Annotated in this window: 26 protein-coding genes; 8 read left to right on the top strand and 18 right to left on the bottom strand. The window is 40.7% G+C overall.

Annotated features, from left to right (window positions below; genetic code table 11):
• Positions 1-15: 15 nt before the first annotated feature.
• From dnaB to ppsA, 11 genes are all read right to left on the bottom strand, one after another.
• Entirely contained in the window at positions 16-1,461 is a 1,446-nt protein-coding gene (gene dnaB / locus L6C30_RS06265; protein ID WP_004973149.1) for a replicative DNA helicase, read from the bottom strand.
• Between the two features lie 233 nt (positions 1,462-1,694).
• Positions 1,695-2,141 carry a 50S ribosomal protein L9 gene (rplI, locus tag L6C30_RS06260; protein ID WP_004973150.1) on the bottom strand — a complete coding sequence of 149 codons (447 nt, stop codon included), beginning with the start codon at positions 2,139-2,141 and terminating at the stop codon, positions 1,695-1,697.
• 9 nt (positions 2,142-2,150) lie between these two features.
• The gene (gene rpsR / locus L6C30_RS06255; protein WP_004719336.1) at positions 2,151-2,378 is read right to left on the bottom strand and encodes a 30S ribosomal protein S18; all 228 of its coding nucleotides are present in this window, start codon (positions 2,376-2,378) and stop codon (positions 2,151-2,153) included.
• Positions 2,379-2,389: 11 nt separating this feature from the next.
• Positions 2,390-2,779, bottom strand: a complete 390-nt coding sequence (gene rpsF, locus L6C30_RS06250; RefSeq protein WP_004973153.1) for a 30S ribosomal protein S6 — start codon at positions 2,777-2,779, stop codon at positions 2,390-2,392.
• Positions 2,780-3,127: 348 nt separating this feature from the next.
• Positions 3,128-4,006, bottom strand: a complete 879-nt coding sequence (gene cyoE / locus L6C30_RS06245) for a heme o synthase (RefSeq protein WP_230245083.1) — start codon at positions 4,004-4,006, stop codon at positions 3,128-3,130.
• Between the two features lie 10 nt (positions 4,007-4,016).
• Positions 4,017-4,343 (bottom strand): cytochrome o ubiquinol oxidase subunit IV, encoded by a 327-nt coding sequence (locus L6C30_RS06240; RefSeq protein ID WP_004973158.1) that lies wholly within the window; start codon positions 4,341-4,343, stop codon positions 4,017-4,019.
• A complete protein-coding gene (gene cyoC / locus L6C30_RS06235) occupies positions 4,343-4,960 on the bottom strand; it encodes a cytochrome o ubiquinol oxidase subunit III (RefSeq protein WP_019837982.1) in 618 nt (205 codons plus the stop codon). The genes L6C30_RS06240 and cyoC overlap by 1 nt, the downstream gene beginning before the upstream one ends.
• Before the next feature lie 3 nt (positions 4,961-4,963).
• Positions 4,964-6,952 (bottom strand): cytochrome o ubiquinol oxidase subunit I, encoded by a 1,989-nt coding sequence (gene cyoB, locus L6C30_RS06230; protein ID WP_019837981.1) that lies wholly within the window; start codon positions 6,950-6,952, stop codon positions 4,964-4,966.
• A 3-nt stretch (positions 6,953-6,955) separates the two neighbouring features.
• Positions 6,956-8,029 carry a ubiquinol oxidase subunit II gene (gene cyoA / locus L6C30_RS06225; protein WP_236162649.1) on the bottom strand — a complete coding sequence of 358 codons (1,074 nt, stop codon included), beginning with the start codon at positions 8,027-8,029 and terminating at the stop codon, positions 6,956-6,958.
• A gap of 302 nt (positions 8,030-8,331) precedes the next feature.
• Positions 8,332-9,129, bottom strand: coding sequence for an RDD family protein (locus L6C30_RS06220; protein ID WP_019837979.1), 798 nt, complete (start codon positions 9,127-9,129; stop codon positions 8,332-8,334).
• Between the two features lie 74 nt (positions 9,130-9,203).
• The gene (ppsA, locus tag L6C30_RS06215) at positions 9,204-11,582 is read right to left on the bottom strand and encodes a phosphoenolpyruvate synthase (protein ID WP_019837978.1); all 2,379 of its coding nucleotides are present in this window, start codon (positions 11,580-11,582) and stop codon (positions 9,204-9,206) included.
• Between the two features lie 155 nt (positions 11,583-11,737).
• Between ppsA and L6C30_RS06210 the strand changes: the two genes are divergently transcribed.
• The gene (locus L6C30_RS06210) at positions 11,738-12,574 is read left to right on the top strand and encodes a pyruvate, water dikinase regulatory protein (protein ID WP_019837977.1); all 837 of its coding nucleotides are present in this window, start codon (positions 11,738-11,740) and stop codon (positions 12,572-12,574) included.
• 114 nt (positions 12,575-12,688) lie between these two features.
• On the opposite strand, the gene L6C30_RS06205 is transcribed toward L6C30_RS06210, so the two are convergent.
• From L6C30_RS06205 to L6C30_RS06190, 4 genes are all read right to left on the bottom strand, one after another.
• A complete protein-coding gene (locus tag L6C30_RS06205) occupies positions 12,689-13,243 on the bottom strand; it encodes a hypothetical protein (RefSeq protein WP_019837976.1) in 555 nt (184 codons plus the stop codon).
• 699 nt (positions 13,244-13,942) lie between these two features.
• Positions 13,943-14,947: an LLM class flavin-dependent oxidoreductase gene (locus tag L6C30_RS06200; protein ID WP_230245081.1), complete on the bottom strand. Its 1,005-nt coding sequence runs from the start codon at positions 14,945-14,947 to the stop codon at positions 13,943-13,945.
• Between the two features lie 220 nt (positions 14,948-15,167).
• Positions 15,168-15,692 (bottom strand): hypothetical protein, encoded by a 525-nt coding sequence (locus L6C30_RS06195; protein ID WP_019838268.1) that lies wholly within the window; start codon positions 15,690-15,692, stop codon positions 15,168-15,170.
• 246 nt (positions 15,693-15,938) lie between these two features.
• On the bottom strand, positions 15,939-16,364 hold the full coding sequence (locus L6C30_RS06190; protein WP_019838267.1) for a glycine zipper 2TM domain-containing protein: 426 nt from the start codon (positions 16,362-16,364) through the stop codon (positions 15,939-15,941).
• Between the two features lie 383 nt (positions 16,365-16,747).
• On the opposite strand from L6C30_RS06190, the gene prfA reads away from it, so the two are divergent.
• Complete coding sequence (gene prfA / locus L6C30_RS06185; protein WP_230245080.1) at positions 16,748-17,836, top strand: peptide chain release factor 1; 1,089 nt, start codon at positions 16,748-16,750, stop codon at positions 17,834-17,836.
• Positions 17,836-18,669 (top strand): peptide chain release factor N(5)-glutamine methyltransferase, encoded by an 834-nt coding sequence (gene prmC, locus L6C30_RS06180; RefSeq protein ID WP_230245079.1) that lies wholly within the window; start codon positions 17,836-17,838, stop codon positions 18,667-18,669. The genes prfA and prmC overlap by 1 nt, the downstream gene beginning before the upstream one ends.
• A 110-nt stretch (positions 18,670-18,779) precedes the next feature.
• Here the strand turns inward: prmC and L6C30_RS06175 are convergent, their stop codons facing one another.
• The 3 genes from L6C30_RS06175 to L6C30_RS06165 all read right to left on the bottom strand — a co-directional run bounded on the left by L6C30_RS06175 (position 18,780) and on the right by L6C30_RS06165 (position 21,147).
• Positions 18,780-19,691, bottom strand: coding sequence for a bestrophin family protein (locus L6C30_RS06175; protein ID WP_070152005.1), 912 nt, complete (start codon positions 19,689-19,691; stop codon positions 18,780-18,782).
• Positions 19,692-19,889: 198 nt separating this feature from the next.
• Positions 19,890-20,240, bottom strand: a complete 351-nt coding sequence (locus tag L6C30_RS06170) for a hypothetical protein (protein ID WP_236162650.1) — start codon at positions 20,238-20,240, stop codon at positions 19,890-19,892.
• Between the two features lie 757 nt (positions 20,241-20,997).
• Positions 20,998-21,147: an AraC family transcriptional regulator ligand-binding domain-containing protein gene (locus L6C30_RS06165; protein ID WP_236162661.1), complete on the bottom strand. Its 150-nt coding sequence runs from the start codon at positions 21,145-21,147 to the stop codon at positions 20,998-21,000.
• 263 nt (positions 21,148-21,410) lie between these two features.
• Between L6C30_RS06165 and L6C30_RS06160 the strand changes: the two genes are divergently transcribed.
• From L6C30_RS06160 to L6C30_RS06140, 5 genes are all read left to right on the top strand, one after another.
• Entirely contained in the window at positions 21,411-22,181 is a 771-nt protein-coding gene (locus tag L6C30_RS06160) for a 3-hydroxyacyl-CoA dehydrogenase (protein WP_236162651.1), read from the top strand.
• A 327-nt stretch (positions 22,182-22,508) separates the two neighbouring features.
• Entirely contained in the window at positions 22,509-23,237 is a 729-nt protein-coding gene (locus L6C30_RS06155; protein WP_236162662.1) for a HesA/MoeB/ThiF family protein, read from the top strand.
• 58 nt (positions 23,238-23,295) lie between these two features.
• On the top strand, positions 23,296-24,594 hold the full coding sequence (locus tag L6C30_RS06150) for an AarF/ABC1/UbiB kinase family protein (protein ID WP_236162663.1): 1,299 nt from the start codon (positions 23,296-23,298) through the stop codon (positions 24,592-24,594).
• Between the two features lie 152 nt (positions 24,595-24,746).
• The gene (gene folB / locus L6C30_RS06145) at positions 24,747-25,127 is read left to right on the top strand and encodes a dihydroneopterin aldolase (RefSeq protein ID WP_236162652.1); all 381 of its coding nucleotides are present in this window, start codon (positions 24,747-24,749) and stop codon (positions 25,125-25,127) included.
• Positions 25,084-25,521 carry a 2-amino-4-hydroxy-6-hydroxymethyldihydropteridine diphosphokinase gene (locus L6C30_RS06140; protein ID WP_026438245.1) on the top strand — a complete coding sequence of 146 codons (438 nt, stop codon included), beginning with the start codon at positions 25,084-25,086 and terminating at the stop codon, positions 25,519-25,521. Before folB ends, L6C30_RS06140 begins: the two co-directional genes overlap by 44 nt.
• The last annotated feature ends 109 nt before the right edge of the window (positions 25,522-25,630 follow it).

The following is a 25,630-nucleotide window of genomic DNA, read 5'->3' as shown; positions in this document are numbered from 1 at the left end:
AGACCAATGCAAGCATTACTCTTCATCATCATACTGAGCATAATACTCAGGAGATAAGTTACTAAAACGCGTGTATTGTCCTTCAAAGGCAAGACGTACCGTACCAATGGGGCCGTTACGCTGTTTACCAATAATAATTTCGGCAGTGCCTGCTTCTTTAGATTCTTTATTATAAACTTCGTCGCGGTAAATAAACATGATTAAGTCCGCATCCTGCTCAATCGCACCAGATTCACGCAAGTCTGACATTACAGGGCGTTTATTAGGTCGGTTCTCTAAGGAACGGTTCAGCTGCGACAAAGCAATCACAGGGCAGTTCATCTCTTTGGCTAAGGCTTTTAAGCTACGTGAAATTTCTGAAATCTCGCCGACACGGTTATCGCCCATGCCTGGGACTTTCATTAATTGCAAGTAATCGACCATGATGCAGCCAATTTTACCGCCATGTTGTTTGGCAATGCGTCGTGCACGTGCACGTACTTCCGTAGGGGGTAGGGCAGATGAGTCATCAATATACAAATGCTTTTCTTGAAGTTGTAAAATCGTGCCTGTGACTTTTGACCATTCATCGCCACTGAGTTTGCCTGAACGTAAATTCCCCTGATGCACTTTGCCGTAAGCAGAAATCAAACGCATTGCAATTGAATCTGCAGGCATCTCCATAGAGTAGACAAGAGCAGGCAAGTCATTGTTAAACAGAACACTTTCGACCAAATTCATGGCAAACGTGGTTTTACCCATAGATGGACGCGCAGCGACAATAATCAAATCACCCGCTTGCATACCTGAGGTTTTATTATCTAACTCTACAAAGCCTGTGGTTAAGCCTGTGATGTTACCTTCCATTTTAGAAAGTTCGTCAAGTTTGTCGAATACGTCGGCAACGACACTCGATATGGCTTTTGGGCCTTGTGCTTTTGCATTGTTATTGTGTTGTTCGGCAATTTGGAAAATATTAGTTTCAGCCAAGTCTAAAATTTCACTCACGCTACGACCTTTGGTGTCATAGGCATTTTGTAAAATTTCAGAACTAACTTTAATCATGTTTCTGAGGGTCGAGAATTCTTTAATTTTCGTGGCATAGGTTTCTAGGTTATAAAAACTAGAAGGCGAGTCCGCCATGAGCTGCATTAAATACTCTTCACCGCCCGCAGCTTCAAGCAAATTTTGTTTAATTAGCCAGTCATTCACCAATACGGCATCATAAGGTGAGTTTTCTTTAGACAAAGAATCAATGGCACGGAAAATATATTTATGGCGTGTCGCGTAGAAATCAGACTCTTGTAACACATCACCCACTTGTTCAAAAGATTCGGCCACAGTCATCAATGCAGCCAAAACAGCTTGTTCAATGGCTAAGTTATGCGGTGGGGTACGAAACTCTTTAAGCGGGCTGTTCTCATTTGGTTTTAGATCAGACTTTGCGGTATGTTGCTTTGCGCTAGCAGTCGCCTGTGACATATAAACCCCTGATTTTTAAAACAGTAAATGCTGAATAATGCACGGGGGATAGAATTTGAAACTCATATTCTTTCCACTTCCCGATGATACGCCCTCTAGAAAAAAAAGCGAGTAGATTTTGGCGAAGGAGAAGTCAAAGCGTGCAGGACTATTTAGGAAATTTGTATAATTTGCATATTTTAAAGATAAAAAAAGAGCATGCGATTAGGCATGCTCTTTCTTTTTGCAGAAAATTACTCAGATACGATAGTAACGAGAACTTCAGCAACAACATCATGGTGCAATTGGATTGCGATGTTGAATTCACCAGTGTGACGAAGCGCACCGTTTGGTAAACGAACTTCTGCACGGTCAACTTCAAGACCAGCATTCGTTAACGCGTCAGCGATGTCACGAGTACCGATAGAACCGAAAAGTTTACCTTCATCACCAGCTTTAGCAGTGATTACGATGTTAACTTCGTTCAATTGGTCAGCACGTGCTTGAGCAGCAGCTAAAATTTCAGCTTCTTGTTTCTCAAGTTCAGCACGACGAGCTTCAAATGCAGCAGTGTTTGCTTCAGTTGCAGCAACTGCTTTACCTTGAGGGATCAAGTAGTTACGGCCGTAACCAGCTTTAACTGAAACTTTATCGCCTAATTTACCAAGGTTCTTAATGCGTTGTAATAAGATAATATCCACAGCTCAACCTCACTTATGATTGTCAGTGTAAGGGATCAACGCTAAGTAGCGAGCTTGTTTAATAGCAAGCGCTAATTGACGTTGGTAACGAGCTTTAGTACCTGTAATACGGCTAGGAACAATCTTGCCATTTTCAGTGATGTACTGTTTTAGTGTATCGATATCTTTGTAGTCGATGTACGTAACGTTCTCAGCTGTAAAGCGGCAGAACTTGCGACGACGGTAAAAACGTGCCATTGATGTTCTCCTTAAGCTTCAGCAGAGTCTTGGTTAGCGTGTTGTGCTTCTTCACGTTGAGCTTTACGCGCACGTTTTTCTTCAGCACTCTTAGCCAATAATGACTCTTCAGTGATAGCGTTTTCACGACGGATGATCAAGCTACGAAGGATCGCGTCGTTATAACGGAACAATTCTTCTAACTCATCAAGCGTAGTTTGACCACATTCAACGTTCATAAGAATGTAGTGCGCTTTGTGAATTTTGTTAATTGGGTAAGCCAATTGACGACGGCCCCAATCTTCTAAACGGTGAATTTGACCCTCAGCTTCTTTGATGTGAGTTAGGTAACGTTCTACCATACCCACAACTTGATCGCTTTGGTCTGGGTGTACCAAAAGTACGATTTCGTAGTGACGCATTGTCAGCTCCTTACGGTTTATGCAGCCCCTGACTAAATTGAGCCAGAAGCAAGGAGTCACAACCGAAGTTGTGTCGCAAAATTGCGAAGCGTGAATTCTAGAGCTTTTGCCAAGTAAATACAAGGCTTTGTCTAAGAAAAGATCGGCTTGGATAAAAGAGTAGGGTATTTTGAATCTATGATTAGAGTTTAAATTTTTACTGTGTATTTAAATGTTACTTACTTTTGGTGAGTTTGGTGTGGGAAGTTATTAAAGAATGAATTAATTGAAGGGAGCTAAATAATTGTTGTTGAAATTGTGAAATGTGCAGAGGGTACTCCATTAAAAGATAGAGCTAAACTCTATCTTTTAAAAAAATATGATTTGCGTGCTTGGCGCAGTTGCTGTAAAGCTAAAACATAAACTCACAACCGTAATTAAAATAACCGAAAATAGGAAAAAGCGTTTTGCCCATGATTGATCATTTTCTGCTTTGAAGCCAATGACGCCAATATAGAACCAATAAATACAAAGTGCATTTAAAATAACCAGATACAGCCAGTTTGTATAACCAAATACAAACAGTCCATTCATGGCAATAGTAAATAACACCACATAAATCAGTGATTCAATTTTCGTTCGAAAAATTGAACGAGCAACTGGCAAAATTGGAATACCCGCATTTTTGTAATCATCAAAACGGTAAATTGCAATCGCCCAAGAGTGGGGCATTTGCCAAAGTGCATAACCTAAAAAGATAAGTAGAGCAGCTAAGTCAAATTGATTTGCAACAGCGGTATAACCAATCACAGGTGGGCTTGCGCCTGAAATACTGCCAATAATGGTTTGATGAATTGTTGTGCGTTTGGTCCATAGACTGTAAAAGCCGACATAAACCACAAAACCAATCAGTGCAAAAAGAAAAGCGTATGCGTTAACTCCAAACCATAAAATGTTAAAACCAATGACGCCCAATACCACTGAATAAATCAGCGCAATAGGAACAGAAACAGTTTTTTGCACTAAAGCACGGTTTTGTGTGCGTTGCATTTTTTGGTCGATGTCTTGATCAATAATATTGTTGATCACACATCCTGAGGCGACAACAAGCGTTGTACCAAGCAGAGTAAGCAGTAGGAGAAGGAAATCTACAGAACCTTGGGCAGCTACAAAGTAGCCACCCAAAGTGGTAATAAAATTACCAAAGAGAATTCCTGGCTTTGTCAGGAATAAATACTTTTTTAGCATGACAACCAGTTTAGATCATCATGTTGTAGTGTAGGTAGTTCATGATCCATACAGAACCAACCAAAAGGATGGCAATGGTCAGAATGGTATACACGAATGCAATCACGTTCCAACGTTGCTCTGAAGAAGAATTCATATGCAAGAAATAAATTAATTGAATAAGAATCTGAGCAACTGCTGTAATCGAAATAACAGTAATTAAAATACCACGGCCAAAACCACCTGCCATAACCATACCAAAAGGAATAATGGTAAGGATAACAGAAAGGATAAAGCCAATCGTATATTGCTTAGTGTTACCGTGTGATGCACCAGCAGAGTTGTGATCGTGACTCATTAGAGAACTCCCATCAAGTAAACTACGCTGAATACACAGATCCAAACGATGTCAAGGAAGTGCCAGAACAAGCTTAGGCAAGCTAAACGACGCATGTTCGGAATAGTCAAACCATATTTCTTGATTTGAACCATTAACACGATCATCCAAACTAAACCTGAAGTTACGTGAATACCGTGCGTACCAACCAAAGTAAAGAACGCAGATAAGAACGCACTCACGCTAGGTCCATGTCCAGCATGAACTAAATGGTTGAACTCGTAAAGTTCCATACCAATAAAGATCGCACCGAAAACCCATGTCACGCCTAACCAAGTTAGAACTTTGGCAACATCTTTCTTGTAAGCAGCTAAAACAGCAAAACCGAAAGTTACAGAAGAAATCAACAGGGCAAAAGTTTCTGTTAGAACAAAGCCTAATGACTCGCCAAACAAATCTTTAGCTGTTGGAGTGCCTACTGGAACGTGGCTACTTAATACAGCGAACGCGATGAAGAGTGTACCGAAAAGTACAAGGTCACTCATCAAGTATGTCCAGAAACCAAAGACGGTGATGTCTGTATCATCGTGGTGATGATCATCATGTCCGTGGTTGTCGTGATGAAGTACTTCAGCCATGTCTTAGTCCTTCTTCAAGTGTTTTTCAAGGAGCGCATAGCGTTCGTTTTCAATACGCTCAACTTCAGCAGCAGGAACATAGTAGTCCACTTTCTTCGTGAAAGAGCTCACGATGAAGCTGATGATTGCAGCGATAAATGTAACGAATACTAACCACCAAATATGCCAGATTAACGCGAAGCCCATTACTGTAATAAACATTGCAATAATGAAACCAGCTGCACGGTTGGTTGGCATGTGGATGTCTTCATACTTCGTTGGACGCGCGTATGCAACACCATTTTCTTTGTCAGTCCAGAAAGTATCAATACCATTGATCTTTGGAAGGTGAGCAAAGTTATAGAACGGTGCTGGAGAAGAAGTCGCCCATTCAAGCGTGCGACCATCCCATGGATCGCCTGTAAGGTCTAAACGTTGGTTGCGTTGTAAGAAACCAACCACGATCTGCATAACGAAGCAGAATAGACCAATAGCAATTAACACAGAACCAAAGAATGCAATTGCCAAGTATGGATCCCATTCAGGGTTGTCATAAGTATTCAAACGACGTGTCATACCCATGAAACCAAGGATATACAACGGCATGAATGCAAAGTAGAAACCGAAGAACCAGAACCAGAATGCTGCTTTACCCCAAGTCTCATTCAGTCTCCAACCAAACATTTTTGGCCAGTAGAAAATGATACCTGCGAACATCGCGAATACAACACCACCAATAATTACGTTATGGAAGTGAGCAATCAAGAATAAAGAGTTGTGTACAAGGAAGTCCGCTGGTGGAACTGCCATTAATACACCTGTTAAACCACCGATACCGAAAGTCACAAGGAAGCCAAGTGTCCATAGCATTGGGGTAGTGTAGGTAATACGACCCTTGTACATAGTGAATAACCAAGAGAAGATTTTCACACCAGTAGGAATCGCAATAATCATGGTCATGATACCGAAGAACGCGTTAACGTTGGCACCTGCACCCATGGTAAAGAAGTGGTGAACCCATACAACAAGTGATAACACACCAATTGCAACGGTTGCGTACACCATTGATTTGTAACCGAACAAAGTTTTGCGCGCAAAAGTCGCAGTTACTTCAGAGTAAATACCAAATGCTGGTAATACTAAGATATATACTTCTGGGTGACCCCATGTCCAAATCAAGTTTACATACAACATTGGGCTACCACCCATGTCGTTGGTAAAGAAGTGGAAACCGAAGTAACGGTCAAGCGTTAACATCGCAATTGTCGCAGTTAAAACCGGGAAAGTTGCAATGATAAGTACCGCAGTAACTAATGCTGTCCAAGTGAAAATAGGCATGTCCATAAGTTTCATGCCAGGCGCACGCATTTTGATGATGGTAACAAAGAAGTTAACACCAGTAAGAAGCGTACCTAGACCAGAAACCTGAAGTGCCCATATATAGTAGTCAACACCAACACCTGGAGAGTATTCGATACCAGATAGAGGAGGATAAGCCATCCAACCTGTCGCAGCGAACTCACCTAATGCAAGTGAAGCCATCATTAAACCTGCAGCACCAGCGAATAACCAGAAGCTTAAAGAGTTTAATAACGGGAAGGCAACGTCACGAGCACCAATCTGTAATGGTACAGAGATGTTCATTAAGCCAACAACAAGACCCATTGCCACGAAGAAGATCATGATTACACCGTGGGCGGTGAAAATCTGGTCATAGTGTTCTGGGTGTAAATAGCCTTCACCACCACCTTTTGCAAGGAACAGTTGAAGACGCATCATAAGCGCATCTGCAAAGCCACGCAGTAGCATGATGACAGATACAAAGATATACATGATACCGATTTTTTTATGGTCTACAGTGGTGAACCATTCGTTCCACAAGTAGCCCCATTTTTTGAAGTAGGTAATCCCAGCAACAACTGCAAGGCCACCTAAGATCATCGCTGCAACAGTTACCAATACGATTGGATCGTAAGGAATTGCATCTGGACCTAACTTACCTAAAAAGCTCATGTCTTATTCCCCTTGAGAAGCAGTCGTATGTTCAACTGCTACATGAGTTTCAGAAGCAGGCGCTTCACCAGCCACTACAGGAGCTGAATGGTCAGCACCATGGTAGTTACTCATATAGTTATTGATCACTGATTCAAACAAGCCTTGCTCAACAGAAGAGTAATAAGTCACAGGATGTGGCTGAGTCTTATATGGACCTTCTTTTAAAGCTGTTGCAGCAAGTTTTTTCTCTAATTCAGTTTTGGCGTTACGAACCATTGCGTCAATTTGTTTCTGTGAACGGTTACCGTCACGTAAAGAAGCAAATTCAACTTGGTCTAAAACTGATTTTTGAACAGCTTGAGGATTGATAGTCGTACCTTGACCTGCTTTAACAGCTGATACCCATTGCTCAAAATCAGCTTGAGTTACAGAGTGAGCTTTAAAGCGCATTTGCGAGAAACCATAACCTGAGTAGTTAGATGAGAAACCACGGAATTCGCCCGTGTTGTCTGCTAAAACGTTCAAGTGAGTTTGCATACCCGCCATTGCATAAATCTGACCAGATAATGCAGGGATAAAGAACGAGTTCATTGTGAAGTTAGATGTTAAACGTAAGCTTACAGGCGTTTGCTCTGGGAAGCGCAATTCGTTAACAGTCGCAATGTTCTGTTCTGGGTAGATGAAGATCCATTTAAATTGTTCAGCAATAACTTGAACAGTTAAAGGAGCTTTTTCGGATTCTAGCGGACGGTAAGGGTCGTACTTGTGGGAACCCCACCAAGTTAACCAAGCTAAAATACAAATAATAATAACAGGTATACCCCATACTACAATTTCAATTGCAGTAGAGTGTGACCATGTTGGTTGATAGTCTGCGTCTTTATTCGATGCGCGATATTTCCAACCGAACCACAATGCCATAATTGCAGATGGAATAACCACCAATAGCATCAGGTAAATCGCAGTCATCATCAGGTTACTTTGACCTGCTGCAACTGGACCTTTTGAGTTCAGAAGTACTAAATCACCGCCACACCCAGTTAAGAGTGTAGCCATCGTAGATAAAGACAATACAGCTAAAATCGTTTGTCTCATTTTACAACCTCGGTGAAGAGTCCCATTCCCTAATTTAATATGGGATAGCGATTAAAGTGTCACATGATTAAAAAGATATCAAAAAGATGAAAAAGTCTTCTTAATCATCGGACACCGCTACGTTGTAGGGCATTATGCCTGATATCGACAAACTAAGCTACACATAAAGCGGCTTTAAGTGGAAGGAATAAAAACCAATTTTTATACTCGGAATTATTTGTGCTAATTTTAATTTATTTATATTTATCAATGCTGTAAGAAAAAAGGGATGATCAATCATCCCTGAGTAAATAAAAATCAAATTATTGCTTTACGACTTTGGTTTTGGCAAGTTTATCGTGTAACGCTTGTCGTTTTGCACCAAATGCAAAGCCATAATCTAAAATTGTGATAAAGGGCATAAACATCATATTCAAAATAATGAAAATGATAGAGCGAATAGTAAACACACGCATTAGGCTGACTTTTTCATTGCTTTCAGCATCGACAATTTTAATTTTAGTCAGACGTTTGCCAATACTTTGTCCAGTTTTAGCCAATAGGAAGGCTTGTATGCCCAGCATAATCAATAAGTAAATTGCCATGGCTTGCCAAGCTTGCATTGGAATCAGCTGAAAGAGTTCAGTTTGCAATTGAATGGCTTGATCAGACGTTGTTGCGGTCTGCATTTTTTGTTGCAAACCAGACAATTGTTCAAACTGGTCAGCACTTAAGAAAAAAGAGGGAAGCGCTGCTGCAGGCAACCATAACAACATATCTATAATTTTGGCTAAAGCACGTTGGTTAATGCTCGCCAATTCATTTTTCGTTGCCTGTGTTCTTGAATTTGATAATGCTGAATTTGGTCGTGATGTGTTTGTAGCCGTGTAATCTGTATTTTGAAACGGTGAATGTTCAGGGGCAGGTGGCGTGCTGACATAGCCTTGTGGTTCATATACAAGTTTACCTTGGGTGAGTTCACCTAAAGCTTTCCATTCGCTCATGCCTTGGTGCCAAGCCAAATCTGTCAGCAACACTTGTTGGCTTGCGAGCATTTGGTTGAGCTGCTCTAAGGTGTATGGCCCAGCTTGTTGATTATTTCGTGCCAAGTAAATTTGCATAAATATAAAATCTCAAAAAATGAATTTGAAAAAAAACCCACGCAGGTGCATGGGTTTTCTTTTAACACGTTTTATTACGCTTGTTGAGCTTTTTCTTCAGAAAGGAAGAACCAAGTGTCTAAAACTGAGTCTGGGTTTAAAGATACAGATTCAATACCTTGTTCCATCAACCAACGCGCAAGGTCAGGGTGATCTGAAGGACCTTGACCACAGATACCGACATATTTACCTGCTTTACGGCATGCGTGAATTGCCATAGAAAGTAATGCTTTCACAGCAGGGTCACGTTCATCAAACAGGTGAGAAACAATACCTGAATCACGGTCTAAACCAAGTGTTAACTGAGTTAAGTCATTTGAACCGATAGAAAAACCATCGAAGTGCTCAAGGAATTGTTCAGCCAATAATGCGTTGGTTGGTAATTCACACATCATGATCACTTTTAGACCATTTTCACCACGTTTTAAACCATTTAGCGCAAGCAATTCGATCACACGTTTTGCTTCAGCAACGGTACGTACAAATGGAATCATAATTTGTACGTTGGTTAAGCCCATTTCGTCACGTACTTTTTTCAAGGCACGACATTCAAGCTCGAAGCAGTCACGGAAATTGTCAGACACATAGCGGCTTGCACCACGGAAGCCCAACATTGGGTTTTCTTCTTCAGGCTCGTATAACTTACCGCCAATTAAGTTTGCGTATTCGTTTGATTTGAAGTCAGACATACGCACAATCACTGGTTTGTCAGCGAATGCAGCAGCAAGGGTAGAAATACCTTCAACTAATTTTTCTACATAGAATTCGATTGGTGATGAATAACCCGCAGTACGCGCCATAACTGCCGCACGTGTTTCACGTGGCAAGCTGTCAATGTTAAGTAATGCTTTAGGATGCACGCCAATCATACGGTTGATGATGAATTCTAAACGTGCAAGTCCAATACCTTCGTTTGGAATTTGAGCAAAGTCAAATGCGCGGTCTGGGTTGCCGACGTTCATCATGATTTTGAACGGAAGTTTAGGCATAGATTCGATAGAGTTCTTTTGAACTTCAAAATCTAAAGCACCTTCATAAATGAAACCTGTGTCGCCTTCGGCACAAGAAACAGTAACTTCCTGACCATCAGTCAAAACTTCAGTTGCATTACCACAACCTACAATTGCAGGTACACCTAATTCACGTGCAATAATTGCAGCGTGACAAGTACGACCACCACGGTTAGTAACAATTGCAGCAGCACGTTTCATTACCGGTTCCCAGTCTGGGTCAGTCATGTCTGAAACAAGTACGTCACCTTCCTGAACTTTGTCCATTTCTTTAATAGACGTTACAACGCGAACTTTACCAGAACCGATACGCTGACCAATTGAACGACCTTCACAAATGACCGTACCTTTTTGTTTTAATAGGTAGCGTTCCATAGTGCCGACATTTTCACGGCTTTTTACAGTTTCAGGACGTGCTTGAACGATGTAGATTTGACCGTCATCACCATCTTTTGCCCATTCAATATCCATAGGCGCTTGATAGTGTTCCTCAATAATTAAAGCTTGTTTTGCTAATTCTTGAAGTTCATGATCATTTAAAGAGAATTGTTGGCGATCTTGTTTTTCAACATCGACCACAACTACAGATTTACCAGCCGCGCCTTCTTCACCATAAATCATTTTTTGGTGTTTAGAGCCAAGGTTACGACGTAAAACTGCATGTTTGCCTGCTTTTAATAAAGGCTTAGAAATATAGAATTCATCTGGGTTAACCGCACCCTGAACCACCATTTCACCCAAACCATAAGAAGCTGTGATGAATACGGCATCCCGGAAGCCAGATTCTGTGTCTAGGGTAAACATAACACCCGCTGCGCCTGTTTCTGAACGCACCATACGTTGTACGCCTGCAGATAAAGCAACGACATCGTGGTCAAAGTTTTGGTGTACACGGTAAGAAATCGCGCGGTCGTTGTACAAAGATGCAAAAACTTCTTTAATGGCAATTAATACGTTGTCGATGCCACGGATGTTGAGGAATGTTTCTTGCTGACCTGCGAAAGATGCGTCTGGTAGATCTTCTGCAGTTGCAGATGAACGAACGGCAACCGCAATGTTTGGGTTGCCGTTAGAGAGTGCTTCAAAAGCAACTCGAATTTCTTGTTCTAGTGATGCAGTAAGCGGAGTGTCGACAATCCATTGACGAATTTTTGCACCAGTTTCAGCAAGCGCATTCACGTCATCTACATTGAGTGTTTTTAGCTCTGCTTGAATTTTAGCGTTTAGGCCACTTTGCTCGAGAAATTCACGATAAGCAGCAGCTGTTGTTGCAAAGCCACCTGGTACAGATACACCAGCATTAGATAAGTGGCTGATCATTTCGCCCAAAGATGAGTTTTTCCCACCCACGAGCTCAACATCGTGTTTCCCTAATTTTTCCAGACCAATTACGCGCGCTTCCAAAGTTGTTACTCCACTTTTGCAGTATTAATCACTATCTTGTCATGAAATTATAATAAATCTACTTAGCAATTTGGTTTTACTAAGCGACAGTCATGTAAGATCGGTTTACTATAAAGATTATATAGCACTAAGACAAATATTTAAGGAGAATTTTAATGTCAGAAGGTAAACAATTTAAGCGGAGTGTTTTTTTTATTTCTGATGGAACTGCAATAACGGCTGAAACCCTAGGACATTCTCTTTTAGCGCAATTTCCAAATGTGGACTTTGATATTCATATTCATCCTTATATTACGTCTGAAGAAGCGGCTATGAATGTGGTGGCAGAAATTAATGCTCGAGCACAAAAAGACGGTCAATTACCTTTGGTGTTTGATACCTTGGTTGACCTATATGTGCGTGACATTATAAACACCGCTAAAGCGATTAATTTAGATGTATTTGAAGGCTTAATCAGTAAGCTTTCGGAAGAGTTAGGAACACCGCCAACTACTTTAGTCGGGCAGACGCATGCCGTAACAGATTCTGAATCTTACAAGGCACGTATTGATGCGGTGCATTTCGCCTTAGATAACGATGATGGAGCACGAACACGTCATTATGATAAGGCTGATCTGATTCTGATTGGAGTGTCGCGTTCGGGTAAAACACCGACTTCCATCTACCTTTCTTTACAGTTCGGGATTCGCGTGGCCAACTATCCACTCACTGAAGAAGATCTAGATGACAACCGTTTGCCAGCTGTACTGAAACCGCATAAACATAAGTTATTTGGCTTAATGATTGATGCTGAACGCCTTGTGGCGATCCGTACTGAACGTAAAGCCAATAGCCGTTATGCAAGTTTTAATCAGTGCCAAATGGAATTGCGTGCCATTGAGGGCATTTATATTTCAGAAGGGATTAAATATTTAAATGTATCTGAAATGTCGATTGAAGAAATTTCAACTCGTATTTTACAAATGACAGGTTTAAAACGTCGTATTGGTTAAACAAACTATATGTATTTAAAGAGCCAAAAGATTATTTTGGCTCTTTTTTATTGGATTTTAATAGAATAAAAACCAATCTACTATTTATTTATATGATATAGCTTTTAGCGTGACTTAAAATGTAGTGATAATGGTATCAATTGGATGTTCTTGCCCATCAATACTATGCACACTATTTGCGCAGACTTTAACAATTGGCCAAGTAATCAAATGGCAATTTTCACGTTGTAAAGCTAAATAATAATGATCAGATTTGAAATAGTGTTGATGAGTATCAGCAATGTTGGGTGTGAGTTGACGTTTGAGCCAAGTGTCTTTGATTTGAGCATCTAAAAAGCGCAAAGCCAAAATATTTTTGACGCGGTTATTAAACAAGCGTCGATTTTTAAACATCAAAGGATGGCTAATTAGACGATGGATACCACGCTCGGTACTAGGTAAGACAAAATGCGGTGCAATTTGAAAGACTTGAACAGATGTTGCCTGCTGACAAAGTCTGTCGAGTTGTGCCACGCTGTCCTGATTTGCGCCAATAACTGCAACGCGTAAACCAGTGAAATCATGGTGTTTGATTTCAGTTGCAGGAATACATTTGCCTTGGAACTCTTGAAAATCTGTCAAACAGTTTTGAAAAGCGTGTCTATGAACGTCGTGTTTAGGACTGACCATGCTGAATCTCTTGATTTATTCATTTTATAAATTAGAACGTTTGCTCTATTTTGTTGGGGCAGTGCTGTTTGGTAAAGTCTTTTGTGCAGGCGAGCCAGTCATTCCTAAAGATTGAAAATTAATTCGACGGAGATTTAAGTAGCAGAAAACAAGAAAATACAAATTTTATGTATTTGAAATAATTTCCAATCTAGTTGGAAGCTGGTAATGGTGGTATTAATTTATTGATAATAATGGTGTTATTTTCAACACAAGCGGGGTTTGGTTTTATAATCCATAAATATGAGTCTAAATCAATATTAGCCGCTTCACCAGCACCATAGGCAACTCTATCGCCATTTTTATATGTTTTATTATCTATGACTCATACATCATTTCTTGAATCCCAGTAAGCACGTTGAGTTGCAAAAATAGGCAAAAAATTCGTCTGGTTTACTGAGAAGTATAAACATTTTCCTTCAAGGGTAATTATTGCTTCACTGTAGCTAGCATTACTTCCATCACCTGAATATTGTATTTTGGTATGATGATTTCTGTTTGATTATTCAGTGACGATTCAGAACAGCCTAGCACTGTAAACAAGGTGCCAAAGAAAACGGGTAGAAGCTTCTGTTTAAAAATTAACATATGATCCAATAATACCTTAAGAATTTAGTTACCTTACAGCCCTTGATTTGGCTGTAAGGTGTGTTGAATGAATTAAATATTTTTCTTCATTTGCATGAGTAAATCAAAGTTGTATAAGCGTTTTTCTGTGTCATAGATATCACAGGAAAAAATAAACTCATCGACATCATACTTTGCCAATAAGTTTTCTAATCCTGCTTTGACTGTAGCCTTAGAACCAATTTGTGCCATGCCATAAAAACTATCGACGGACATTTTTTCTGCAGGCGACCACAAACCTTCCATACTTTCGACTGGAGCTTTGAGTTTTAGGCTTTGTCCACGCATTAAACCTAAAACACGCTGATAGGCACTGGTCGCTAAAAATTCTGCTTCGTGATCGGTATCTGCAACCACGGTTGGCACACCCATTGACACATAAGGTCGTTCTAAATATTCCGAAGGCTCAAAATTGTCCCGATATAACTGAATGGCTTGAGCAAGCATACGCGGGGCAAAGTGTGAGGCAAATGAGTAGGGTAGTCCTAATTTTGCAGCTAGCTGTGCGCTAAATAAACTTGAACCGAGTAACCATACAGGAACGTGTGTACCTTGTCCTGGCGTAGCAACAATCCGTTGTTGTGGTTCAGCATCTTTGAAATAATGAAGAATTTCTAAAACATCTTGCGGAAATTGATCTTCAGTTTCTTGGCGCCCACGACGTAGCGCGCGCATAGTAACTTGATCAGTGCCTGGAGCGCGACCTAAACCAAGTTCAATACGATTAGGATATAGAGTCGCTAAAGTTCCAAACTGTTCAGCGACCACTAACGGAGCGTGGTTAGGGAGCATAATACCGCCCGAACCGAGTCTAATTTTTTTAGTATTTGCTAATAAATAACCCAAAAGTACAGCTGTTGCCGAGCTGGCAATGCCATCCATATTATGATGTTCTGCCAACCAAAAACGATCATAGCCGAGTTGTTCTGCGTGTTGAGCTAATTCAAGTGCATGATGCAGCGAAAACTGTACTGACTGATCATCACGTACAGGCGCAAGCTCAAGAATGGCAAATTTTGTGTCTTGTAGGGAACGCATCATTTATTCCAGCTTGATAAAGATAGTTTTATCATACGACGGTGCACTAGTTTTGTATATCGAAAATTTTCGATATATGGGCGAGTCATGAGATATTACTGCTTAAGAGCGCAAGACATTCAGAAAATAAAGCATACTTTATAAATGCATTTATCCATGAAAGTCGTCAGCAAACAAAAAAGCACCCGAAGGTGCTGAATGTTAGAAGTATCGCAAGTAATTAACGACGTTTACCATTTTTATAGTGACCTAAATGTAAGCCATTGTCTTTGCGATAACGGTCATTATAACGGTAATCATTGTAACGGTAGCCACGGCTATCATAGCGGCGGTCATAACGATCATCGTAGCGTTTGTTGTCATAGCGGTCATCACGACGGTCTTCGCTAACTTTTTGACCTAATACTGCACCACCTGCTGAACCGAGCCCTGCACCGACATAGCCACCATTGTTGCCCGCCATATTGCGACCAACGCTATATCCACCAGCCCCACCTAAAGCAGCACCAATCATGGCGCCATTACGGTCACGTTTATTGGCAGAAGCCGCCGCACCACCTGCACCACCAATGGCAGACCCAATCATTGCGCCAGTTTGTCCGCCCATTTGCTGACCAATCGCAGCGCCGACAGCACCACCCAAGGCGGAGCTTACAGCAACACGCGTACCGTTGGCATGTGCAGTACCCATAAGCAAGGCAGAACTTGCGATAACACTACCTAATAAAACACGATTAAGTTTCATGCGGATGCTCCTAATATTTATCGATATGCTATGTAATGAAGATATAGAACCAGATGGCAAAGATCGTGAAGGCTAATGAGGTCAATTTGCTATATTTGGTAAAGACTTTGTAATTGGACTCCTAAATTACTTCATATTGGTTAGGATTGGATTTGAGTGGATATAAGAAAAAAATTATAAAAAAAGCATCAAACCTGTGTTGATGCTTTTTTGCTGATCTATACTTGCTCTATCTATTCTTTAGACTTAACGACGGTTGCGTTTTTTCTTCCATTTACGTTCTTGGTAACGGTCATATTCTTTATCTTTTGAGATTTTATTGCCGAGTGCGGCACCACCGGCTGCACCTAAAGCTGAACCAATATATCCACCATTGGTGCCACCCATATTTTTACCAACGGTATAACCCGCACCACCACCCAAAGCTCCACCAATTGCAGATTCAGTACGATGACGTTTATTACTTGCCACAGCTGCACCACCTGCACCGCCTAATGCAGCACCCAATGTTGCTCCAGTATTGCCGCCCATATTTTTACCAATTGCTGTACCTGCAACACTGCCTAAAGCACTAGCTGCGGCAACGCGCGTGGTATTATCTGCATAGACATTGGCACTGAGCATAGAAGCTGAGGTTAAAGCTGCAGTCATTAACATAGCATTAAGTTTCATGTTGAACTCCATGTCCTTTTACAGGACTTATTTATGATCAATTTCGATGGGCTCAATTTAACAAAGTACCGTTTATAAAATGTGGAGAGTACAGACGAGATTGATGTGCTTTGGTGTGGGCTTTGTATGAGTTTGATTAAAATTGCAAAAAAAATAATCAAATACATGCGCTAATTGCAGCATTTTATGAACTTACATGGACCACAGTGCACCAAAGCATAATCTAAAATGCCACTTGCACTTGAGCAGATGAGTATTGCAAACATCGTACAGACGGAATAATGATGTTATTTGATTGGCAGAATCGGTAAACTATGCGCAATTTTTATTTCGCTGTGCTGCGTGTTGCATGTAACAGCCTTTGCATTGAGATTTTTTAAACAATGAAAGAATCGTTGCGTTTACGATTAGATCAGCTTTCTGACAGGCATGAAGAGTTGACTGCTTTATTGGCAGATATTGAAGTGATTTCAGATAACAAGCGTTTTCGTGAATTATCACGTGAACACAGTGACTTAGAAGAAATTACGGCAGTTTGGTCACAATACACACAAGCCGAAGCTGATATTGAAACAGCTGAAGCGATGTTGTCTGATCCTGACTTTAAGGAAATGGCGCAAGAAGAAATTAGAGAGAATAAAGCACTGATTCAGCAACTTGAAGCTGATTTAAATATTTTAATGATTCCCAAAGACCCGAATGATGCCAACTCGGCTTATTTAGAGATTCGCGCAGGGACTGGTGGCGATGAAGCCGCAATTTTCTCGGGTGACTTATTCCGCATGTATAGTAAATATGCAGAAAGTCAGGGCTGGAGAATCGAAATTTTATCTGAAAATGAAGGCGAACACGGCGGATATAAAGAAGTCATTTGCTTGGTGAATGGCGAAGGTGTATATGGCCGTTTGAAGTTTGAAAGTGGTGCGCATCGAGTGCAACGTGTTCCTGCGACTGAATCGCAAGGTCGAGTGCATACATCTGCATGTACCGTTGCAATTTTACCTGAAGTAGATGTAGATACTACGGTAGATATTAATCCTGCCGATTTGCGAATTGACACATATCGCGCGTCGGGTGCCGGTGGTCAGCACGTCAACAAAACTGACTCTGCAGTGCGTATTACCCACATTCCGACGGGGACTGTGGTGGAATGTCAGGAAGAGCGTTCACAGCATAAAAACAAAGCTAAAGCGATGGCGTTATTGGCATCGCGTTTAGAAAATGCCAAACGTGCAGCGGCAGATGCAGCGACTTCAGAAATGCGACGAGATTTGGTGGGTTCGGGTGACCGTTCTGAGCGTATTCGTACCTATAACTATCCGCAAGGACGGATAACAGATCATCGAATTAACCTGACTTTATATAAGTTGGATGCGGTAATGGAAGGTGATTTAACTGAATTGTTAGATAGTCTGCATCGTGAATATCAGGCAGATCAGTTGGCAATGCTTGCACATCAAAACGGTGGTTAATGAATATTGCACAAGCCTTGGCGCTACGTGGTGAAGTCGACAGTTACGAGCGTCAAGAAAATATTTGGTTGCTTGAGCATTTTTTAAGACTGAGTGCGCTGGAATTAAAGTATCGTGCAGATCAGGAATTGAGTGCCGAACAAGAGCAAATGTACGTGCATGCTTTAGCACGTATAGCAGCAGGCGAGCCTTTGGCGTATATCACAGGTTCTCAGCCATTTTGGACACTGGACTTAAAAGTCACGCACGATACTTTGGTGCCAAGACCTGACACTGAGATTTTGGTCGAAACTGTATTGTCTTTGCCATTACAACGTGATGCTGTTGTTGTCGATTTAGGTACAGGTACAGGGGCAATTGCTTTGGCTTTAGCATCTGAACGTCAAGGTTGGCAAATTACTGCAACCGATATTTACCTCCCAACGCTTGCAGTTGCCCAAGAAAATGCAAGTAAATATGCTTTAAATCAGGTGCAATTTGCCTGTGGTGCATGGTTTGAAGCATTAGCTTCTGAAGCTGAACCACGTTTTGATTTGATTGTCTCTAATCCTCCGTATATAGATGCTAATGATGCACACATATCTGCTTTAGCAGCAGAGCCTGAACGTGCATTGGTGGCAGCAGATCAGGGTTTGGCAGATATTGTGCAGATTATTTCGCAGGGTAAGTACTGGCTAAAAGCAAATGCTTGGATTGCACTGGAACATGGTTATGACCAAGCATTAGCTGTGCAAGCGATTTTTGCAGAACACGGTTTTTCGGAAATTCGTACAGTCAAAGATTATGCAGGCAATGATCGGGTGACTTTGGCGCAATGGCTTGTTGGCGAATGATCGAATCAGCTAAAGAACCTGTGAGATTTACTTCTTTGCTCGCAAACATAGACAAATGACGAGCAGGGTCTAGGTTTAAGACTCATATACGAGTCTCAACTCAACTGATTTCAGCTTAGGTTGCCTTTCACTGCCAAAATTGCAGGCGGTAATTCCTCGCCAAGTGAACTCAGCATTTCTCGTTCAATTAAACGCACCATAGAGTTGAGTGGCAAATCATTGTCTTGCAAGCCAAAAGGTTCTTCAAGTTGTTCGCTGAGTGCATCTAAACCTAAGAATAAATAGGCAATTAAACCCACTAAAATGGGTGTCCAGATTCCTAAACTTGCTTCTAAACTAAAAGGCAAAATAAAGCAGAAGCAATACACAGTGCGGTGTAACAGAACCGAATAAGAAAAAGGCAAGGGGGTGCTGAGAATTCGATCACAACCTGCTTGCACATTACCCAATTCAACTATGTGTCGATTCAAGCCTTGATAAATAATATCGGAAATTTCACCTGTTTTAAGTGCGCGGACTAACTCTTTTTGAATGCTTTCTAAAATAAACTGTGCAGCATTGATATGTGGAAATAAAGCATCATAATCTGCAGGTGTCAGATTGACTTTGTTTTGGTAAAAATCAATGGGTTGGTTTTGATTGCGTAAACGGTTGCGCAATAAATTACTAAACAGCATCACCCGATACATCAAGACTCGACGCTGCTGATCTGGCAATACGTATGAGTCACGTGAAATATGCCGTGATGTTGCGATTAACGTCCCCCATAATTTTCGACCTTCCCACCAACGCTCATAACTGGCGTTATTTCTAAAACTGAGGAAAATCGACAAAATAATCCCGAAAATAGTAAAGCCAATAGCAGGTACGCTAGGCACTTGAAAAAAGTGGTGGGAAGATAAATACACCAAAATAGTAGAAAGGATGACCACAATTGCAAGTGCCGGTAATACCGTGGGCAAAATTGTCCCATACCATGCAAACAGGAGAGTAAAGCTGTTGTTTTTATTGCGAATAATCATCTTGATCCATCCTTAAATCTTCCTTAGTGTTTCATAGACAAACAACACTTATCAAGTTGGTAACCAGCTTTTGATTTAAAAAGTAGCAAGCAACTTAAATTCTTTTTTTATTCGATAATATAATAGGCAATAAAAAAGTGATGCCATCAAAACATCACTTTTCAATACTTTCAGCAACTGAATGCTCAAAGTTTTAGCTTACATCGGGTAATCTTGCAAACAGTCAGGAATTTCAACGTGTGCCAAACTGTCTGTTTCTAAAGCTAAACATAGCGCAACAATTATAGCGGTATCGCTCAGGTGTTCATCTTTAAGTGCTAAACCCGCTTGCAAAGATTGTAAATCTTCTTGACAAATATCTAGGGCTTGCGCTGTTTCAAGTGCATCTTCTCGTTTGAAAAATGCGGACATGACTTTACGTAACTGCTCTTCTGAGGTATCTAGAATACTTTGATTAAGTAATTCGTCTAATTGGTCAGAAGCTTGGTTGAGTGAGTGAGAGAAATTTTGAACTAGAGTTTGTTCAAGTACATCCATCATCTTAAGCATGGGTAAACCTCCAAAGATGCTCGTACATTTAATATTACAGGGGGAGTATGACAGCCGAAGTGCATAAAATTTATGCTTTAAATAGATTGAAAAGTAAACTATATTTCATCCTTTGGCAATGCTGCGCCGATGAACGTTCAGTTCACTGCCATGATTGAAAGCCCTGTGAGGAGTCTTCTTTTATCATTAAGTTGTTTGTAATATGCCGAAAAGAGTGCGTTGATAGTGGGTGATAAGTCACGCAATTATGTGTTTTCAGTTATGAGCTTTTAGTACATTGTCGAGATGTACCATGATTGACCTGATCCATTTTTTAAATGTACGATGAATAGTACGAGGATCATGGAAATTTATTTGATCGCTAATTTCTTGAAATGATTGTTGAGTTTGCTCAATAATTCAATTGCCATAGCTCTACGGAATTCATTTTTATTGCTGCTAGCTAGTGCCTTCCTTCTTAAAATGCGCGTTGGTTCTTTGCTTCAGACATAATAAATTGTTGGGTTAATTCGTTCAGTTCTCACCATTCAACTGGTGCTAAGCAAATTTATGGTTTAGGGATTTCATGGCTCAGCCCATGTGGGTTTTTTTAACGCTTTAAAAAACTAAAAGACGTTTGTTTAAATGATCAAGACTTCATATTCACCAACCACGTTTAATTCACCTAGAAAATACCCAGTACCAAATTAAAATTTTTTAAAATATCCTCCAATTTAGCTTTTAAATGCTCGGCTGGGTACATCCATTTTGACAAGAGTCATTTTGGCAAGAGTTGATAAATATCAGGACGAATTTCGTGGCTGTCCATGCCAAAAAATTCATCATTCATGGCGTTTGCTAATGCATTCCACAATTGCCCGTATTGAAGATTAGGCACCCGAGCTTTATTGGCGTTTAATAGCTCTATAGGAGTTCCGCCGTCGTTAAAAATCGTATGTATATCCCTTGTTGCTGTACAGCGTGAAAGCTTTATAGACTAAAGCAATTACAATTGAAGCTTTGCTGTACGCGAGCTGAGTTGCATTGTTGGGATGGTGCGGTATTCCATTTACAAGTTGAGTGTTCAGATACATCATAGTCGATGCAGGGTTTGGAAAGTGTACTCTAGCTTGTGCGTGATTAATTTACTTCTTAAGTTGTATTAAACTGAAAATTTATAAGGAAAATATAATGAAAATTCAAGGAAAAGTCTGTGTCGTCACGGGTGGTGCATCGGGTTTAGGTGCTGCGACTGCAAAACATTTAGTTGCGCAAGGTGCAAAAGTTATTTTGGTTGATATGAATCAGGAACTTGGGCAGCAACTTCAACAGCAATTGGGCGAAAATGCAGATTTCGTGGCTGTAGATGTAACCGATGAAAACCAAGTACAGCAGCTTTTTAACCATATCGAGCATAAATACGGACAGTTAAATGGTTTGGTGAATTGTGCAGGCATTGCACCATCAGCCAAAGTCTTGGGACGTGATGGTTTGCATGATTTGGCGATGTTCCAAAAAGTGCTGAATATTAATGTCGCGGGCAGTTTTAATATGATCCGTTTTGCAGTACAACTTATGGCGAAATATGACTTAGTCGCCGATGAAGAAGAACGTGGCGTGATTGTGAATACTGCTTCTGTTGCTGCGTTTGATGGGCAAATTGGACAAAGCGCGTATTCTGCATCAAAAGGTGCAATTGTGGGAATGACATTGCCTTTAGCACGTGAACTGGCACGTGAAGCTATTCGAGTAATGACGATTGCACCTGGTATTATGGAAACCCCGATGCTGAAAGCATTGCCACAGCAAGTACAAGATGCTTTAGGGCAAATGGTGCCATTTCCACCACGTTTGGCAAAACCCGAAGAATTTGCACATTTGGTAGGCCATATTTTTGAAAATAGTTATTTAAATGGTGAGGTGATTCGTTTAGATGGCGCAATTCGTATGCAACCGAAGTAAGCAGTGAGAATGCTGAATGGCTTTGTTGCACAAAGATTTCATAACTATGTGATTTTAAAAGTTTTGATTGTTTTTTTTGATCCAAAATTAAATTTATTTAAATCAGATGCTTACATATTTATGCAACAAACCCCTTATCACGTAGGTTTGCGATGCACTTTTGAGCAAGTCGCTGCACATTGCGTATCTGTTTAAATACAGAACAATTCAACCACCAGCATGACGGTTTGCTTTGAATAGCCGTTATACTTAACGTTTTGGTTATCAGCATAGGGCATTTTCTTGGAAAGCGTATTCGATACTCAGTTAGAATTGAGTGATGCAGAAATGCATCTATATAGCCGACAAATTTTATTGGATGGCTGGGATATTGAAGCACAAGAAAAATTAAAACTTGCCAATGTGCTGATTGTGGGGTGTGGCGGGATTGGCTGTTTAAGTGCAGAATTACTAGCACGTGCAGGCGTGGGTAAAATCACACTAATTGATGCCGATGTGATTGAAACCAGTAATTTACAACGACAAATGGCTTATACCCCCGCAGATTTAGGCTTTTATAAAGCTGAAATTCTTGCAAAAAGACTAATGCAAATTAACCCTTATATCGAAATTGTTAGTTTAACCACGCTGTTAGATGCGAAAAATGTGGGTACTTTAATTGCCCAACAAGATCTGGTTTTAGATGGTTGTGATAATTTCAGCACCCGCTATCTAGTTAATCAATATTGCCGACAATTCAATGTGCCTTTACTCAGTGCCTCTGCCATTGGTTTTCATGGGCAAATGTTTATGGTTGAAGGGGACTCAGCGTGTTATGAATGTCTGTTTCCGAAAGAACAACATGCCAATGAAAGTTTGCGCTGCGCCGACAGTGGCGTATTGGCCACCACTCCCAACGTCATGGCCAGTTTACAAGCCCATCATGCTTTGTTGTACTTGGGTTTAGGCAACACCGCGCTGAAACAAAAGCTATTACTTTGGGATGGTTTAAGCATGAAACAACGCTTATTGTCTTTTGATCAAGATCACAACTGTCCAGTTTGTCAGGCAAGATAGCCTTTTTACAGGTCAATTTTTTGTTAAACTCACACTACTTTAATATGACTCAGACATGATGAAAAATAATATCTGGTTAGATGGTTTACGTTCAGTTGCTCGCATGGGTGAAACTGCCGTAGTGGCAGCCAAAGCAGGCATTAAATATGCCACTGAAAAGCCAAGTAATGCCAAACTCATGCGCGAAACATTTGAATCTTTAGGTTCAACCTACATTAAACTTGGGCAGTTTATTGCTAGCACACCATCATTGTTCCCACGTGAATATGTCGAAGAATTTCAAGGTTGTTTAGATCAAACCCCAACTTTGCCGTTTAGTTATGTGCAGCAGGTATTGGCATCTGAATTTGCAGGGCGCAATTTAGATGAAATATTTGCCTCAATAGATGAAAAGCCTTTAGCTTCAGCATCGATTGCACAGGTACATGCTGCAAAATTGGTAAGTGGCGAAGATGTGGTGATTAAAGTGCAAAAACCGGGGGTAGAAACTATTCTCTATACCGATTTAAACGTCTTGCACTGGGCGACCAAACTGCTCGAAAAAGCTGTGCCTAAAGTCAAATTTGCGTCATTGGCCGATATTGTCGAAGAAATCAAAACCCGTATGGTGCGTGAAGTCGACTTTATTGAAGAAGCACGTAACTTAGATGATTTTATTAATTATCTGAATGTGACCCAAAACAAAAAAGCCACTGCACCTAAGGTTTATCATCAATATTCCACCCGTCGAGTATTGACCATGCAGCGCTTGTATGGCGTACCTTTGACCGATTTTGATGTGGTGAAACAAGTATCCAACGACCCATCGCAAGTGTTGATTACTGCCATGAATACATGGTTTGGTAGCTTGATGATGTGTAACAGTTTTCATGCCGATTTACACGCAGGTAACCTGATGTTACTTGAAGATGGACGTGTCGGCTTTATTGATTTTGGTATTGTTGGACAGCTAAATCCTGAAGTGTGGACCGCATGTATGGCATTTATGGATGCTCTGCAAAATACCAACTACACACTTATGGCGGAAAATATGCTCAAAATGGGCATGACCGACAAGCAAATTGATACTCAGGTTTTAGCAGCAGATTTAGAGCGTTTATTTGGTGGTGTATTGCTGGCCGATCCTCAAGAATTGCTGACTTCTAACCCCGCTGATTTAAATGACATAATGCTCGATATGGTTGCTGTGGGTGAGCGTCACGGAATCCGTTTCCCACGTGACTTTGCTTTACTATTCAAGCAAATGTTGTACTTTGACCGTTTCATGCGCGTTTTAGCACCCTATACCGATATTTATGCCGATCAACGATTGCAGATGGTACAAAGCATTGATCCGAATTTATTGTTAAATCATTAATTACCCATATTGGTCGAATCAAGTCTTCTGGTTGCATATTTTAAAGCCACCGATCTTTTGTTTTATAAATTCAGTGTGGCTTTAAAATAGGGTAAACATCTCTTTTAATAGAAGGAGATCGTTGACTTTAAAATGAAATATAGAGTGTGATCATGGACGTAATTATCATTGAAGGCTTAAAGGTAGAAACAGTCGTGGGCTGTTTTGCATGGGAGCGTCAGATTCAACAACCGCTCATGTTGGATTTGATCATTGCCACCAATTTAAGCCAAGCTGCAGCTTCAGATGAGCTGCAAAACACGCTCAATTATGCAGAAATTTGCAGCATTTCAGCGCAAGTGATTCAGCAGGCTGCGCCAAAATTGATTGAGCATGCCGCACAATTGGTTGTGGATGCACTTTTTACGACTTTTGCAGCTATTGAATCCATTACCATCACCATTCGTAAACCTGCCATTATTCCAGAAGCCAATTCTGTAGGAATTCGTCTTGAACGCCACCGAAACGATTTTTGCCCTCGCACTGGCGAGTAACTGCGAAGCACCACGTCAGTTTAAAAGTGCCTATCAGCAAATTGCTGCATTGGGTGAAGTGCAATTTTCGCATATTTATCTGATTCCATGCCGTGATGGGATTGGTGCAGACTATTGGAATTCTGCTTGTTTGCTAAAAAGCCGTTTAAGCTTTGAGCAGCTGAATATCATCCTCAAAGAATTGGAAGTTGCAGCAGGGCGTGTGCGTCCATCGCATGATATTCCGCTGGATATTGATATTATTGCGTGGGGTGAAAATTTAGCTCAAATGCAATTCAATCCGAAAAAACTGCCACTGGCTTTAGATGTTAAAATTCCAATGTGGGATATTTGGCAAGATGAGGCTTTTGTGCATCCAGAGCATGACTACCCAATTGTGAGTTGTGAAGAATAAATCAGCCAATAAAAGGGGTAGATTCGTACTACACATCTTTAAATTTTGGCTGTGATCTGTGATCTCGTTTCGGTTAACATCACCGTGTCATATCTTGCTGATATATTTG

It is taken from the genome of Acinetobacter sp. KAM396, from assembly GCF_021602765.1.
Taxonomy (GTDB): domain Bacteria; phylum Pseudomonadota; class Gammaproteobacteria; order Pseudomonadales; family Moraxellaceae; genus Acinetobacter; species Acinetobacter towneri_A.
The sequence above is the reverse complement of the archived record's forward strand: the minus strand, read 5'-3'. Positions and strand labels throughout refer to the sequence as shown.

Bases quoted from the DNA above. Each gene is read 5' to 3' on its own strand.
- dnaB (WP_004973149.1), bottom strand. From the start codon at position 1,461: ATGTCACAGGCGACTGCTAGCGCAAAGCAACATACCGCAAAGTCTGAT.
- rpsR (WP_004719336.1), bottom strand. From the start codon at position 2,378: ATGGCACGTTTTTACCGTCGTCGCAAGTTCTGCCGCTTTACAGCTGAG.
- rpsF (WP_004973153.1), bottom strand. From the start codon at position 2,779: ATGCGTCACTACGAAATCGTACTTTTGGTACACCCAGACCAAAGCGAT.
- cyoE (WP_230245083.1), bottom strand. From the start codon at position 4,006: ATGCTAAAAAAGTATTTATTCCTGACAAAGCCAGGAATTCTCTTTGGT.
- L6C30_RS06240 (WP_004973158.1), bottom strand. From the start codon at position 4,343: ATGAGTCACGATCACAACTCTGCTGGTGCATCACACGGTAACACTAAG.
- cyoC (WP_019837982.1), bottom strand. From the start codon at position 4,960: ATGGCTGAAGTACTTCATCACGACAACCACGGACATGATGATCATCAC.
- cyoB (WP_019837981.1), bottom strand. From the start codon at position 6,952: ATGAGCTTTTTAGGTAAGTTAGGTCCAGATGCAATTCCTTACGATCCA.
- cyoA (WP_236162649.1), bottom strand. From the start codon at position 8,029: ATGAGACAAACGATTTTAGCTGTATTGTCTTTATCTACGATGGCTACA.
- L6C30_RS06220 (WP_019837979.1), bottom strand. From the start codon at position 9,129: ATGCAAATTTACTTGGCACGAAATAATCAACAAGCTGGGCCATACACC.
- L6C30_RS06210 (WP_019837977.1), top strand. From the start codon at position 11,738: ATGTCAGAAGGTAAACAATTTAAGCGGAGTGTTTTTTTTATTTCTGAT.
- L6C30_RS06205 (WP_019837976.1), bottom strand. From the start codon at position 13,243: ATGGTCAGTCCTAAACACGACGTTCATAGACACGCTTTTCAAAACTGT.
- L6C30_RS06200 (WP_230245081.1), bottom strand. From the start codon at position 14,947: ATGCGTTCCCTACAAGACACAAAATTTGCCATTCTTGAGCTTGCGCCT.
- L6C30_RS06195 (WP_019838268.1), bottom strand. From the start codon at position 15,692: ATGAAACTTAATCGTGTTTTATTAGGTAGTGTTATCGCAAGTTCTGCC.
- L6C30_RS06190 (WP_019838267.1), bottom strand. From the start codon at position 16,364: ATGAAACTTAATGCTATGTTAATGACTGCAGCTTTAACCTCAGCTTCT.
- prfA (WP_230245080.1), top strand. From the start codon at position 16,748: ATGAAAGAATCGTTGCGTTTACGATTAGATCAGCTTTCTGACAGGCAT.
- prmC (WP_230245079.1), top strand. From the start codon at position 17,836: ATGAATATTGCACAAGCCTTGGCGCTACGTGGTGAAGTCGACAGTTAC.
- L6C30_RS06175 (WP_070152005.1), bottom strand. From the start codon at position 19,691: ATGATTATTCGCAATAAAAACAACAGCTTTACTCTCCTGTTTGCATGG.
- L6C30_RS06170 (WP_236162650.1), bottom strand. From the start codon at position 20,240: ATGCTTAAGATGATGGATGTACTTGAACAAACTCTAGTTCAAAATTTC.
- L6C30_RS06160 (WP_236162651.1), top strand. From the start codon at position 21,411: ATGAAAATTCAAGGAAAAGTCTGTGTCGTCACGGGTGGTGCATCGGGT.
- L6C30_RS06155 (WP_236162662.1), top strand. From the start codon at position 22,509: ATGCATCTATATAGCCGACAAATTTTATTGGATGGCTGGGATATTGAA.
- L6C30_RS06150 (WP_236162663.1), top strand. From the start codon at position 23,296: ATGAAAAATAATATCTGGTTAGATGGTTTACGTTCAGTTGCTCGCATG.
- folB (WP_236162652.1), top strand. From the start codon at position 24,747: ATGGACGTAATTATCATTGAAGGCTTAAAGGTAGAAACAGTCGTGGGC.